This window comes from Acidovorax carolinensis, assembly GCF_002157145.1.
GTDB lineage: Bacteria > Pseudomonadota > Gammaproteobacteria > Burkholderiales > Burkholderiaceae_C > Acidovorax > Acidovorax carolinensis.
In genome coordinates this window covers 2,652,078-2,665,158 of the sequence record NZ_CP021361.1, presented here as the reverse complement: position 1 = coordinate 2,665,158, position 13,081 = coordinate 2,652,078, and the positions used below count along the sequence as shown (strand labels likewise).

The 13,081-nt window shown below is 60.3% G+C and carries 12 protein-coding genes and 1 pseudogene; 6 read left to right on the top strand and 7 right to left on the bottom strand.

Annotated elements, in window-relative coordinates; all coding sequences use genetic code 11:
- Positions 1-16: 16 nt before the first annotated feature.
- The 5 genes from ilvN to CBP34_RS12465 all read left to right on the top strand — a co-directional run bounded on the left by ilvN (position 17) and on the right by CBP34_RS12465 (position 5,549).
- The gene (gene ilvN / locus CBP34_RS12485) at positions 17-508 is read left to right on the top strand and encodes an acetolactate synthase small subunit (RefSeq protein WP_015013659.1); all 492 of its coding nucleotides are present in this window, start codon (positions 17-19) and stop codon (positions 506-508) included.
- Positions 509-565: 57 nt separating this feature from the next.
- Positions 566-1,582, top strand: coding sequence for a ketol-acid reductoisomerase (gene ilvC / locus CBP34_RS12480; protein WP_086912760.1), 1,017 nt, complete (start codon positions 566-568; stop codon positions 1,580-1,582).
- Between the two features lie 201 nt (positions 1,583-1,783).
- A complete protein-coding gene (gene pssA / locus CBP34_RS12475; RefSeq protein WP_086912759.1) occupies positions 1,784-2,617 on the top strand; it encodes a CDP-diacylglycerol--serine O-phosphatidyltransferase in 834 nt (277 codons plus the stop codon).
- A 208-nt stretch (positions 2,618-2,825) separates the two neighbouring features.
- Positions 2,826-4,364 carry a 2-isopropylmalate synthase gene (locus CBP34_RS12470; protein ID WP_086927666.1) on the top strand — a complete coding sequence of 513 codons (1,539 nt, stop codon included), beginning with the start codon at positions 2,826-2,828 and terminating at the stop codon, positions 4,362-4,364.
- Positions 4,365-4,478: 114 nt separating this feature from the next.
- Complete coding sequence (locus tag CBP34_RS12465; RefSeq protein WP_086912757.1) at positions 4,479-5,549, top strand: serine hydrolase; 1,071 nt, start codon at positions 4,479-4,481, stop codon at positions 5,547-5,549.
- A 34-nt stretch (positions 5,550-5,583) separates the two neighbouring features.
- On the opposite strand, the gene CBP34_RS12460 is transcribed toward CBP34_RS12465, so the two are convergent.
- The 7 genes and pseudogenes from CBP34_RS12460 to istA form a co-directional block, all read right to left on the bottom strand.
- Positions 5,584-6,393 (bottom strand): IclR family transcriptional regulator, encoded by an 810-nt coding sequence (locus tag CBP34_RS12460; RefSeq protein ID WP_086912756.1) that lies wholly within the window; start codon positions 6,391-6,393, stop codon positions 5,584-5,586.
- Between the two features lie 54 nt (positions 6,394-6,447).
- Entirely contained in the window at positions 6,448-7,209 is a 762-nt protein-coding gene (locus CBP34_RS12455) for an arginyltransferase (RefSeq protein ID WP_094098218.1), read from the bottom strand.
- Complete coding sequence (gene aat / locus CBP34_RS12450; protein ID WP_086912754.1) at positions 7,206-7,961, bottom strand: leucyl/phenylalanyl-tRNA--protein transferase; 756 nt, start codon at positions 7,959-7,961, stop codon at positions 7,206-7,208. Before aat ends, CBP34_RS12455 begins: the two co-directional genes overlap by 4 nt.
- 91 nt (positions 7,962-8,052) lie before the next feature.
- Positions 8,053-8,370, bottom strand: a complete 318-nt coding sequence (locus CBP34_RS20080; RefSeq protein WP_236748415.1) for a hypothetical protein — start codon at positions 8,368-8,370, stop codon at positions 8,053-8,055.
- Positions 8,371-8,391: 21 nt separating this feature from the next.
- A pseudogene (locus tag CBP34_RS20075) lies at positions 8,392-8,475 on the bottom strand (lipopolysaccharide kinase InaA family protein); the annotation flags it as partial.
- A 274-nt stretch (positions 8,476-8,749) separates the two neighbouring features.
- Positions 8,750-9,571, bottom strand: coding sequence for an IS21-like element helper ATPase IstB (istB, locus tag CBP34_RS12435; protein ID WP_087745763.1), 822 nt, complete (start codon positions 9,569-9,571; stop codon positions 8,750-8,752).
- On the bottom strand, positions 9,561-11,105 hold the full coding sequence (istA, locus tag CBP34_RS12430; protein WP_087748263.1) for an IS21 family transposase: 1,545 nt from the start codon (positions 11,103-11,105) through the stop codon (positions 9,561-9,563). Before istA ends, istB begins: the two co-directional genes overlap by 11 nt.
- Before the next feature lie 456 nt (positions 11,106-11,561).
- On the opposite strand from istA, the gene CBP34_RS12420 reads away from it, so the two are divergent.
- Positions 11,562-13,079 (top strand): sigma-54 interaction domain-containing protein, encoded by a 1,518-nt coding sequence (locus CBP34_RS12420; RefSeq protein ID WP_094098213.1) that lies wholly within the window; start codon positions 11,562-11,564, stop codon positions 13,077-13,079.
- The last annotated feature ends 2 nt before the right edge of the window (positions 13,080-13,081 follow it).

Below are 13,081 nucleotides of genomic sequence, written 5' to 3'. Positions count from 1 at the left end.
GAGGAATCTCATCATCATGAAACACATCATTGCTGTTCTGCTGGAAAACGAACCCGGTGCGCTTTCGCGCGTTGTGGGCCTTTTCTCTGCCCGGGGTTACAACATCGAATCGCTTACCGTGGCGCCCACCGAGGATGCATCGCTCTCGCGCATGACCATCCAGACCACGGGCTCCGATGACGTGATCGAGCAGATCACCAAGCACCTGAACCGCCTCATCGAGGTGGTCAAGGTGGTGGACCTGACCGAAGGCGCCTACACCGAGCGCGAGCTCATGATGGTGAAGGTGCGTGCCGTGGGCAAGGAGCGCGAGGAAATGAAGCGCATGGCCGACATTTTCCGTGGCCGCATCATTGACGTCACCGAGAAGAGCTACACGATTGAGCTCACCGGCGACCAGTCCAAGAACGACGCATTCCTGCAGGCTATCGACCGCACGGCGATCCTGGAAACCGTGCGCACCGGTGCCAGCGGCATCGGCCGCGGCGAGCGCATCCTGCGCGTGTAAGACAATTCCCTGTTTTTTGTTCAACCCCCCAACAACGTATTTCAACCGGAGCGACCCATGAAAGTTTTCTACGACAAAGACTGTGACCTGAGCCTGATCAAGGGCAAGACCGTTGCCATCATCGGCTATGGCTCGCAGGGCCATGCCCATGCACAAAACCTGAACGACAGCGGCGTGAAGGTCGTGGTCGGCCTGCGCAAGGGCGGTGCATCGTGGGACAAGGTCGGCAAGGCCGGCCTGACGGTGATGGAAGTCAACGACGCCGTGAAGGCCGCTGACGTGGTCATGATCCTTTTGCCCGACGAAGACATCGCTGGCGTCTACAAGAACAACGTCGAGCCCCATATCAAGCAAGGCGCATCGCTGGCCTTCGCCCACGGCTTCAACGTGCACTACAACCAGGTTGTGCCCCGCGCCGACCTCGATGTGTGGATGGTGGCCCCCAAGGCCCCTGGCCACACCGTGCGCAACACCTACACCCAGGGCGGCGGCGTGCCCCACCTGGTGGCTGTGCACCAGGACAAGACGGGCAAGGCCCGTGACCTGGCACTGAGCTATGCCATGGCCAATGGTGGCGGCAAGGCCGGCATCATCGAGACCAACTTCAAGGAAGAAACCGAGACCGACCTGTTCGGCGAGCAGGCCGTGCTGTGCGGCGGCGCTGTCGAGCTGATCAAGATGGGTTACGAAACCCTGGTCGAAGCCGGTTATGCCCCAGAAATGGCCTACTTCGAGTGCCTGCACGAACTCAAGCTCATCGTGGACCTGATCTACGAAGGCGGCATTGCCAACATGAACTACTCGATCTCGAACAACGCCGAATACGGCGAGTACGTGACCGGCCCTGAAGTGATCAACGCGCAGTCGCGCGAAGCCATGCGCAATGCCCTGAAGCGCATCCAGAACGGTGAATACGCCAAGATGTTCATCCTGGAAGGCCGCACCGGCTACCCCAGCATGACGGCGCGCCGCCGCAACACGGCCGACCACTCCATCGAAAAGGTGGGCGGTCAGTTGCGCGCGATGATGCCCTGGATCGCCAAGAACAAGCTGGTCGACCAGACCCGCAACTGATTCTTCGCGCCTGAAGCGTCACGAGCATCAAGAGGCCACTTCGGTGGCCTTTTTTGTGGGCGGGCATGGTGTTGACGGGCGCTACACTGCTGCCTTCGCCTTGAACGCGTGCGGCGGTTTGCCTGCCCTGCGGGTAAGAACAAAACACTATAAATTTAAGAGCTGCTTGCGCTTGACAGGCAAGCGCTGGAGGTCTAATTGATGCATGACGGCAATGAATCCACCGAGAACCCTGGTGTGATGGTGCGCAAGCGGCGCAAGGGCATCTATATCCTGCCCAACCTGTTCACACTGGCGGCATTGTTCGGTGGGTTCTATTCCATCGTGATGGCCATGAACGGGCGTTTTGACATGGCCGCCGTGGGTGTCTTCTGTGCCATGGTGCTCGACAGCCTCGACGGGCGCGTGGCCCGCATGACCAACACGCAAAGTGCTTTTGGCGAGCAGATGGATTCACTGTCCGACATGGTGTCGTTTGGTGCGGCGCCTGCCCTGATTGCCTACGAATGGTCGCTCCGGGGGCTGGGCCGCTGGGGCTGGATTGCCGCGTTTGTCTATTGCGCGTGCGCAGCGCTGCGTCTGGCACGGTTCAACGTCAACACCAGCGTGGTGGACAAGCGCTATTTCCAGGGGTTGCCGTCGCCTGCCGCCGCCGCGCTGGTGGCGGGCTTCATCTGGCTGATGACCGAGCTGGGCGTGCATCGGGGCGAAGACGCATGGCTCACCTGGTCGCAAGTGAGCTGGGTGATGTTTGGCTTTACGCTGTATGCGGGCCTCACCATGGTGACCAACGTGCCGTTCTACAGCTTCAAGGACGTGCAAATGAAGAAAAGCGTGCCCTTTGCTGTCATCGTGCTGATTGCACTGGGCATAGCCATCATCAACATCCATCCGCCCATCGTCCTGTTTGGCGTGTTCGTGCTGTATGGCCTGAGCGGCTATGGGGTGTATGCGTGGCGCAAGGCCAAGGGGCAGCACAGCAGTGTGATCAGCATGTCGACCGATGAACCCGATGAACGGGGATTGCACCGGTGACGGCAGCAGGGCGCAGAAAACTGTGCTATATTGGAACTCATGAAGACGTTTGCACTGGCTCTACTGCTATCTCCCCACGGGCGGAGACGGTAGGCGCACGCGCACACTTTTTCCACAAAGGCCCGTATGCACCCGCAGCGGGCCTTTTTTTTTGGGCGCCAGAATTTTGACGTTGCGGGCAACCCCCACCAGTATCAGGAGAATCCAAATGGCCGACAAACTCATCATTTTTGACACCACCTTGCGCGATGGCGAGCAGTCACCCGGCGCGTCGATGACCAAGGACGAAAAGCTGCGTATTGCCCGGCAGCTCGAACGCCTGAAGGTGGACGTGATCGAAGCCGGCTTTGCTGCCAGTTCCAACGGGGATTTCGAGGCGGTGCAGGCCATCGCCAATGCCATTCGGGAGTCCACCATCTGCTCTCTGTCGCGCGCCAACGACCGCGATATCGCACGTGCTGCGGAAGCCCTTCAAGGCGCGGCCAGTGCACGAATCCACACCTTTATTGCGACGTCAGCGCTGCACATGGAAAAAAAGCTGCGCATGACGCCAGAACAGGTGCTGGAGCAGGCCAGACAGTCGGTGCGTTTTGCGCGCAATCTGGTGGGCGATATCGAATTCAGCCCGGAAGATGGTTACCGCAGCGACCCGGATTTTCTGTGCCGCGTGATCGAAGCGGTGATTGCCGAGGGCGCCACCACCATCAATGTGCCTGACACCGTGGGCTATGCGGTGCCTGAGCTGTATGGCAACTTCATCAAGAACTTGCGTGAGCGTGTGCCCAACAGCGACAAGGCCATCTGGTCGGTGCACTGCCATAACGACTTGGGCATGGCCGTGGCCAATTCGCTCGCGGGTGTGAAGATTGGAGGCGCGCGGCAGGTGGAGTGCACCATCAATGGCCTGGGCGAGCGCGCGGGAAACTGCTCGCTCGAGGAGGTGGTCATGGCGGTCAAGACGCGCCGCGACTACTATGGCCTGGATGTCGGCATCGACACCAGGCACATCGTGGCCGCGAGCCGCATGGTGAGCCAGACCACGGGCTTTGTGGTGCAGCCCAATAAGGCCGTGGTGGGCGCCAATGCATTTGCCCACGCCAGCGGCATCCACCAGGACGGCGTGCTGAAGGCGCGTGACACCTATGAAATCATGCGCGCCGAAGACGTGGGTTGGAGCGCCAACAAGATCGTTCTGGGTAAGCTCAGTGGACGCAATGCCTTCAAGCAGCGCCTGCAGGAGCTGGGTGTGCAGCTGGAAAGCGAAACGGACGTCAACAACGCGTTCGCCAAGTTCAAAGAGCTGGCTGACCGCAAGAGCGAGATTTTTGACGAAGACATCCTGGCGCTGGTGAGCGATGAAAGCGTGACCAGCGAAAAGGAACAGTTTGGGTTTGTTTCGCTTTCTCAACACAGTGAGACGGGCGAGCGGCCCCAGGCCTCGATCGTGTTCACCGTGGACGGCAAGGAGGTTCGGGGACAATCCGACGGCAATGGCCCGGTGGATGCGTCGCTCAAAGCCATCGAGTCGCACGTCCAGAGTGGTGCCGAGATGGTTTTGTACTCGGTGAACGCCATCAGCGGTTCGACCGAGAGCCAGGGGGAAGTCACTGTGCGACTGCAAAACAGCGGTCGGGTGGTGAACGGGGTTGGGTCCGATCCGGACATCGTTGTGGCGTCCGCCAAAGCCTACCTGAGCGCGCTGAATAAATTACAAAGTAAAGCTGATCGTGTGGCTGCCCAAGGTTGAGGTGTGAACCTATAATTCACGCACTTTATTGAAAAGTCGTGCAAGGTATTGATCTTGCGCGACTTTTTTCAATTCTGTACACTGCCCTTATCTATTACCGTTTGGAGCACTTTGATGCACCATCGCCGCCCCACAGCACTGAATCGTTTTTTTCAGACTTTTGGTTTATTCGTGGTGAGCGTCGCGCTGCTGTCTCCAGCCGCTCAGGCGAGCGAACGCAAGAAGGCGACTGTCAAAAAGCAGCAAGTTCAGTCCGCCACCGTCAAGCGTGCCGCAGTACCGCGTAAATCAGCAGGTGCGAGCAAGGCGGTACGTGCCACGGCGCGCACCGCCAAGGCCCCCACACGGATTGCGTATGAGCCTGCCAAGCCGACGTTTGGCCAGATGGCCGGACTGCATCAGGTCAGCGACCCCCTTGATCTGAAATCGAGTGTTGCATTCGTGATTGATCAGGACACGAATGAAGTTCTGGTCAGCAAGAACGACCATGCGGTGTTGCCCATTGCATCGCTGACCAAGCTGATGACGGGTCTCATCATCACCCAGGCACGTCTGCCGATGGACGAGCCCCTGACCATCACCCAGGATGATGTGGATACCGAAAAGGGGAGTCGTTCGCGTCTGAGTGTGGGTACCACTTTGACCCGTGGTGAATTGCTGCATCTGGCGCTGATGTCCAGTGAAAACCGTGCAGCGCACGCACTGGGTCGCACCTATCCCGGCGGACTGGATGCTTTTGTCGCCTTGATGAACAGCAAGGCACGATCAATTGGAATGACCGACACCAGCTATGTCGAGCCCACGGGGCTTTCAAGCCGCAACCAATCGAGTGCGCGCGATCTGGCCCGACTGGTGAATGTGGCCCACGGGGATCCGACGATGCGTGAGTTTTCCACCTCTCCGGGTTATGAGGTCGCGGTGGGGCAAAAGACCCTGCAATACAACAACACCAATGGACTGGTGAAAAATCCGGAGTGGAATATCGGGTTGCAGAAGACCGGTTATATCTCCGAGGCGGGCAGGTGCCTGGTGATGCAGACGCACATTGCCGGGCGCAAGCTCATCATGGTTTTTCTCGATTCGGCTGGCAAGTTCAGTCGTCTGGGGGATGCGCAGCGTGTGCGTCAGTGGGTGGAATCCTTACCAGCGCTGGGCCCGAAACTGCAGGCCGCCCGGGCAGGCTGATTGTCGACGTATTTCCCCGGCTGTCTGGCTTGCTTCACGCGTCGGGGGAGCTGACGGTCGTGTCTTTGGTGGAGAGGTAGCCCAGCGCCAGGGAAATTTCGTGGGCAGTGGCCTGCAGCTTGGGCAGCCAGCCCTCATCAAGGCGATCGGCGGGGGCGGATATGGACAGGCCTGCCACCAGCTTGCCCTGGTCATCAAAGACGCCTGCTGCCATGCAGCGCACGCCAAGCTCCAGCTCTTCATTGTCGCGGGCAACGCCATACTGGCGGGCCTTTGCCAATTCGCGCTCGAGTATCGGCAGCTGGGTGATGCTGTTGCGGGTGTGTCCTGCCAGCCCGGTGCGCGTGGCATATGCGCGCACGCGTTGTGGATCGTCGAGCGCCAGAAACAGCTTGCCGGTGGATGTGAGGTGCAAAGGAGCGCGCCCGCCGATCGCTCGCACCACTTGCATTCCAGAGCGTTCGCTGTAGGCGCGCTCGACATACACAATTTCATCGCCCTGCCGCATGCTGAGGTTCACGGGCTGCTGAATCAGCTTGTGCAGATTGCGCATGGGCGCAAGTGCCGCATCGCGCACACTCAGGCGAGCCTTGACGAGATTGCCGAGTTCCAGCAGCCTCATGCCCAAACGGTAGCTGCCCGATTCAGGTCGGTCGACGAAGCGGCCAATGGTCAGGTCGTTCAGGATGCGATGGGTGGTGGAGGGGTGCAGGCCGGTTTTTTCGCTGATTTCCTTGAGCGATATGGCTTCTTCGCGGGATGCCAGGACATCGATCAGCGTGAACATGCGTTCGAGCACCTGAACGCTGGGTTTCACGGGGACGCCTGGATCTTTTTTCTTCATGGGATGTTATGAGACGGGAATCACTGCATTTTATCTTGTGAAATGTGGCAGGCGCTAATGCGCCCCGGACGCGTGCGGAGCTGGTGGGCAGATCCATCTGTTTGCCACCCGAATTTCATGGGGAATGAACCGGGCTTTGTAGTTCATCTTCGCGCTTTCCTGGATCCAGTAACCCAGGTACACATGGGGCAGGCCCAAGGACTTGGCCTGGGCAATCTGCCACATCACGTTGTACGTGCCATAGCTGCAATGTGCGTCTGGTGCGTAGAACGTGTAGACGGCTGACAGACCATCTTCCAGGATGTCCAGGATGGACACCATCTTGAGCTGACCCGCCCCGCCCGATGCATCAAGTTCGCGGAATTCCACGAGGCGCGTGTTTACGCGGCTTTGCAGCAGGAACTGTGTGTATTGATCAACGCTGTCGTGGTCCATGCCGCCGCCCGGATGGCGGGCATTCTGGTACAGCCGGTACAGTTGGTAATGCTCGGGAATAAAACACAACCTCAATACCCTGGCCTGCAAGTGCCCATGGCGTGAAGCAGCTCTGCGTTGACTGCGATCGGGCTTGAAATCGTTCACCTTGATGCGCAAGGGCACACATGCCTGGCAACCGTCGCAGTAGGGGCGGTATGTGAACATGCCGCTGCGCCGGAACCCCTGGGTCACCAAGCCCGAATAGACATCGGTTTGAATCAGGTGGCTGGGTGTGGCGACCTGCGACCGCGCCTGCCTGTCGGGCAGATAACTGCACGGGTAGGGGGCGGTTGCATAGAACTGAAGCGTTTGCAGCGGGAGGTCGTTGAGTTGCGTCATGCCGTGAGCGCCGGGGGAAGCAGCAGTTCATTCCAGTATACGGGCTCAAAATGCCACGGAATGGGCGGCCGGGCGCTCTGGCCTTGGACATGTTGCAGGAACTCCGCGCGGGGCATTTCGCGAGCGCCGAGCGATGCCAGGTGCGATGTGTTTTGCTGGCAGTCAATCAGTTCGACGCTGTTGCGACGGCACATGCACACCAGTGCGGCCAGCGCGATCTTGGAGGCGTCCGTAGCATGGGCAAACATCGATTCGCCAAACACGGCGTGGCCGATCGCCACGCAATACAGTCCACCTGCCAGCTTTCCGTCCACCCACGTTTCGACGCTGTGCGCCATTCCTTGCGCGTGCAGCGCCTCATAGGCGACCACCATGTCGGGAACGATCCAGGTGCCGTTCTGTCCGTCCCGAGGGGTGCTGGAGCATGCCCGGATGACCTTGCCAAAGGCGGAGTCGATGCGGATTTCACAGGCCGGGTTGGCCCGAAATCTCTGCAGGGTTTTTCGCAGGGAGCGATGCAGTCGGAATGCTGCCACCTCCAGCACCATGCGAGGATCCGGTGCCCACCAGAGAATCGGCTGGCCGGTGCTGAACCATGGAAATGTGCCCTGGGTGTAGGCAGCGCGTAAATGCGCTGCGTCAAGGGCCCCGCCCGCTGCCAAGAGGCCGGGAGCAGGGCTGTCTGCCCCCCATGCGGTGGAAGGATCTGGCAAAGAATCCTCTGGCTCCAGCCAGGGCAGTTGAGGGGGCATGTTGCTGTGCTTCGGGAAAGCAAGGGATTGTGGGGCAAATGACTGCACGCGGGCGAGGAGGAATAATCCATCCGCGTCACCGGCAATGCGCTCAATCGCGTTGCGCAAGCTCTGCGGGTGCGGTCTCAATAGACGGGTGGCCCTGGGTGGCACATGAAGCCGCAAGTTCACCGAGCACTGGCACCATCGCTTCAAACAAAGGCCGGCTTTCTGGGCCGTCGGAAAGGCAATGGGCTTTCAATTGGGTGAGGGTTGTCAGACCACCCTGAGGTCCTGTTGACTCGTCGCACCGTTCAATCAACTCCTCCAGCAGGCAGTCGAAAGCGCGCACCTCAATTTGTTGTATCCCTGTGGCCCGCTGTTCCCAGGTGGGGGGGTAAAACGAAGCGGCCCCAAAATCGCCCAGCAAGGCGTGGCCTCGCTCATCGTGCAGGATGTTATGGGCGTAAAGGTCTCCGTGCAGGATTCCCTGCTGGTGCAAATGGCATGCTGCAGACGCAACGTCATATGCGATACGGGTGACGGTGGCAATATCAAAAGATGCCCCGGGCGCATAGACGTCCCGCGTGCAGGACTCCAGACTGGGTGGGCCTGTCGGCGCCGATCCAAATCTGAGCCACCGTGCCGACTGAATATTGAGCCAGGGGTGGAAGCCGACGTTTCAAGGGTCGGCTGTGGATAAGTGTAGGTGCTATCCTGGTTTGCTGATCTCCTTGCTGATGTGTTGAAGGCGCTGGGCAAGCCGCGAAGGGCGTAGCCCGTAGCGGCTTGCCCTGCGCGGTGCCTGCTCAGAATGGGTCGGGCTCAGCCTGCGTTGAGGCACTCTTTCGGTCCTGTTCCCGGGCCTTGATCCGCTTCTTCGCAGCGGCCGTGCTGCGGCTGAACCGGATCGACTCGTTGCCCGTCTCCACGATGTGGCAGTGGTGCGTGAGACGGTCCAGCAGCGCGGTGGTCATCTTCGCGTCGCCGAACACGCTGGACCATTCGGCGAAGTCCAGGTTGGTCGTGATCATCACGCTGGTGTGTTCGTACAGCTTGCTCAGCAGGTGGAACAGCAGCGCCCCGCCGGCCTGGCTGAACGGCAGATAACCCAGCTCGTCCAGGATGATCAGGTCCATGCGCAGCAAGCTGGTGGCGATGCGACCGGCCTTGCCCTGCGCCTTCTCCTGCTCCAGTGCGTTAACCAGATCGACCGTGGAGTAGAACCGCACCCGCTTGCCATGGCGGGTGATGCCCGAGACGCCGATGGCAGTGGCCAGATGGGTCTTGCCCGTGCCCGGGCCGCCCACCAGCACCACGTTGTGCGCCTCGTCGGTAAAGGCAGTGCCGGCCAGCGTGGTGACGAGCTTTCGGTCCACCGGCGAGACCGAGAAGTCAAAGCCCGCCATGTCCCGGTGCACCGGGAACTTCGCCGCGTGCATCTGGTGGCTGATCGAGCGCATCGCCCGGTCCGTGCCCTCGGCCTGCAGCAGGTGCTCGATCAGCCAGCGCGAGGTCTCGATGCCCAGGCCGCCGCCATCGCCACCGCCTTGCTCGACCAGATCAGCCCAGGCACCGGCCATGCCGTGCAGGCGCAGCGCCTTGAGTTCGACCAGCACATCAGTCTTCATGGCGGGCTCCTTCGGTGGTGGCGCCCACGGCACTGTCCGCGGTGTCGGCCCGAAGGCTGTCGTAGCGGGCCGTGTTTGCCAGCGGTGGCGTTGTCACCTTCAGCCGTGTGGCCGCCGTGGGAGGTGCCGGCTGCGCGTTGAGCCGGCTCAGCACGTTGACCACATGCTCCACGCTCACCTTGCCTGGCGCACCGCTCTCCAGCGCCAGCTCGATGGCCACCAGCACCGCGTCCAGACCGGCGCCAAGCACAATCGCCAGCACTTGCGCCATCACCCGGTCGCCTCCCGGGTTACGCAATAGCCCGCGGCGCAGCCGCTGCAGTGGCTCGGGCATGTCCGCAAAGGGCGCTCCGTTTCTCAGCGCCCCGGGCTTTCTCTGCAGCAGCGGGATGTAGTGCTGCCAGTCGTACCGGGTCTCGCCCGCGTTGCTCAGACGTTCGTGGCGGGCGATGACCTCATCATCGGCCACGATGACCACGCGGCCCGGGTACAGCCGCGTGCTCACCATCTGGCCCACGCGTTCGCACGGCACCGAATACCGGTTGCGCGCCACAGACACCAGGCAGGTGCTGGAAACCCGCGCGGGTTTCTCGACGTAGCCGTCGAAGGGCAGCGGCATGGGCATGAGGTGCGCCCGCTCGTGTTCGAGCATCTCCGACACGCTGAACTGCTTGTGCTCGGGGTGGCGTACCTCGTCCCACAACGCGCGGCAGCGCTGGCCCAGCCAGGCGTTGAGTTCGGTGAAGCTGCCGAACTTGATCTGCGCCGCGTCGATCCAGATGCGTCGGCGGCTGTCCTGCACGTTCTTCTCCACCACCCCTTTCTCCCAGCCGCTGGCCACGTTGCAGAAGTCCGGGTCATAGAGGTAGTGCGCGCACATGGTGGCAAAGCGCTCGTTGACGATGCGTCCCTTGCCCTTCTTGACCTTGTCTACAGCGGTCTTCATGTTGTCGTAGATGCCCCGGCGTGCCACGCCGCCCAGCGCGGCGAACGATCGGGTGTGGGCATCGAACAGCATCTCGTGACCCTGGCTGGGGTACGCCACCAGCCAGAAGGCCCGCGAAGCACACAGCTTCATATGCGAGACCTGCACCCGGTAGTAGATGCCGCCGATCACCATGCCTTCCTCGCTCCAGTCGAACTGGAAAGCCTCTCCCAGCTCGAAGGCCAGCGGCACGAAGGCATTGACGGCCGCCCCCTGACCCTCGCTCTGGCGCCACGCCCGGATGAAGTCGGTCACCCGCGTGTAACCCCCTTCGTAGCCCGCTTGCCTGATCTCGGCGTACAGCGCCTTGGCCGTGCGCCGCTCGTGTTTGGGCCGCCGTGCATCGGCCTTCAAGGCCAGCATGAGCGCGTCATGAAACGCCGTCAGTTTGTTGGGCTGTTCGCTGCGGCGGTACCTCGGTGGGCCGTCCACCTCGCCGTGCAGCCACTTCGCCACCGTGTTGCGCGATAGCCCTGTCATGCGCGATATCTCGCGCTCCGATTTGTTCTTGCGGGCATACAAATGCCGGATCCTGCCAATCATGTCCATGGTGATCACTCCTTGTCCTCTGCTGCACAAAAAAGCAGCAGATTAAGTTGTTCACCTGGCTCAGTTTTGGGTCGGCACTACCCTCAAAAGTGGCTCAGTTTTCGGTCGGCGCCAACAAGGTGGCTTGCTGAAACGAATGCTGAACCACTCGGTCGCAGGGGACGTGACCTTGGGTCACTACGTTGGCAAAAGCGAAGCGCAACTGCGCTCTGGATGGCAGACGGTGGCTGACTTTATAGAGGCTGCAGCTCTGCAGCCAACGCCAGAAGATGCCCGCTCAGGAGAGGCGATGCCGAGGCCTGATTGACAGAAGCCATTGCTTCCGGTGACTTTCTCAGCCCAGTGTACGTTGTTGATCAACATGTTTTCATTCGCCTTGGGTGCTTGGCGCCAATCCGAATGCGTGCTGCGCAGGATAGAATGAAACTTATGTAAAAACATAATTTCTTATGCCTGATGTCCGCACTTTTTGCCTGGCTTGGTAATTCAGACCTCCGCGCCTCGGAGGATGCGTCGGGCACAGACTTCGGTCCCATCTTGATGGCGCTGGAGACCGGGGTGTATCACCGTCTAGTGCTCCTGTCAGATCACGGGCTGCAGAAAACGCAGAACTTCGTGGCGTGGCTGAGCGGCAAATTCACGGGGGCTACAGAGGTGCGGTACGCAAAACTGCGAAGCCCCACTGATTTCGAAGATATATACGTTGCAGCCAACGGAGCGGTGTCCGCGACGCTCACTTCTTCTCCTGAACTGCCGTTCACTTTTCACGTGAGCCCTGGCACCCCTGCCATGGCTGCTGTCTGGGTGCTGTTGGCGAAAGCCAAGTACGGGGCCAGTCTCATCGAATCCTCTCGTGAACACGGCGTGCGTCCTGTCGTTGTTCCATTCGACCTGGCTGCTGAGTTTCTTCCTGTTGCAAGCAAGGCGGCTGACGAGGCGCTGGCGCACCTTGTGCAGGGGTTGCCGCCTGCTGCGCCGGAGTTCGGCAACATCATCCATCGCTGCAGTGCAATGAAGCGCGTAGTCGCGATGGCGCAGAGATTGGCCCAACGGGATCTGCCCGTATTGATCCAAGGGGAGTCCGGGACCGGCAAGGAACTCTTCGCACGTGCGATCCACGCTTCCAGCAAGCGAAAAGATGCGCCCTTTGTCGCGGTCAACTGCGGGGCCATCCCTCTCGAGTTGATCGATTCCGAACTGTTTGGTCATGAGAAGGGCGCGTTCACCGGTGCCCATACAACCCGTGCTGGCTACTTTGAGTCGGCCGATGGCGGAACGCTTTTTTTGGACGAAATCGGTGAACTGCCCCTGCAGTCACAGGTTCGACTTCTGCGCGTACTCCAGGAGCATGAAGTGACGCGCCTGGGGGCCAGTAAGTCCCGAAAAATCGATGTGCGCATAGTCGCCGCTACCAACCGGGTTCTTCCGGAAGAAGTTCGGGCGGGGCGATTCAGAGAGGATGTGTTTCATCGAATCGCTGTTGGCATCTTGGCATTGCCTCCCCTGCGCGCTCGCGAAGGGGACCTCAATCTATTGGTCGACGCTTTGCTGGCGCAGATCAACCGCGAAGCAACTTCACAGCCGGGCTTCAAACATAAGACCTTGTCTGTTAGTGCAAGAAATCTTCTTCTTCGTCACGCCTGGCCGGGCAATGTGAGGGAGCTGCACAACGCGCTTTTGAGGGCATCCATCTGGGCGCCAGGAGAGGAAATAGCAGCCAAGGATATCGATGAGGTTCTCTCGCTCACATCCACCGGCACAGACGATGCCATTCTTGGAGCGTCACTTGGCGAGGGGTTCTCACTGCCTGATCTGATGGCAGATGTGGCTCGACACTACCTGGATAGAGCTATGGAGCAGAGTCGTGGCAACAAGACTGAGGCAGCGAAGCTGTTGGATCTTGGCAGTTACCAAACCCTGACGAATTGGTTGCTCAAGTACCAGCCCAAAAAAGCTGGCACGGATGGTGCATAAGC

Coding starts and splice junctions, on each gene's coding strand:
- ilvN (WP_015013659.1), top strand. CDS start 17: ATGAAACACATCATTGCTGTTCTGCTGGAAAACGAACCCGGTGCGCTT.
- ilvC (WP_086912760.1), top strand. CDS start 566: ATGAAAGTTTTCTACGACAAAGACTGTGACCTGAGCCTGATCAAGGGC.
- pssA (WP_086912759.1), top strand. CDS start 1,784: ATGCATGACGGCAATGAATCCACCGAGAACCCTGGTGTGATGGTGCGC.
- CBP34_RS12470 (WP_086927666.1), top strand. CDS start 2,826: ATGGCCGACAAACTCATCATTTTTGACACCACCTTGCGCGATGGCGAG.
- CBP34_RS12465 (WP_086912757.1), top strand. CDS start 4,479: ATGCACCATCGCCGCCCCACAGCACTGAATCGTTTTTTTCAGACTTTT.
- CBP34_RS12460 (WP_086912756.1), bottom strand. CDS start 6,393: ATGAAGAAAAAAGATCCAGGCGTCCCCGTGAAACCCAGCGTTCAGGTG.
- CBP34_RS12455 (WP_094098218.1), bottom strand. CDS start 7,209: ATGACGCAACTCAACGACCTCCCGCTGCAAACGCTTCAGTTCTATGCA.
- aat (WP_086912754.1), bottom strand. CDS start 7,961: ATGCCCCCTCAACTGCCCTGGCTGGAGCCAGAGGATTCTTTGCCAGAT.
- istB (WP_087745763.1), bottom strand. CDS start 9,571: ATGAAGACTGATGTGCTGGTCGAACTCAAGGCGCTGCGCCTGCACGGC.
- istA (WP_087748263.1), bottom strand. CDS start 11,105: ATGGACATGATTGGCAGGATCCGGCATTTGTATGCCCGCAAGAACAAA.
- CBP34_RS12420 (WP_094098213.1), top strand. CDS start 11,562: ATGTCCGCACTTTTTGCCTGGCTTGGTAATTCAGACCTCCGCGCCTCG.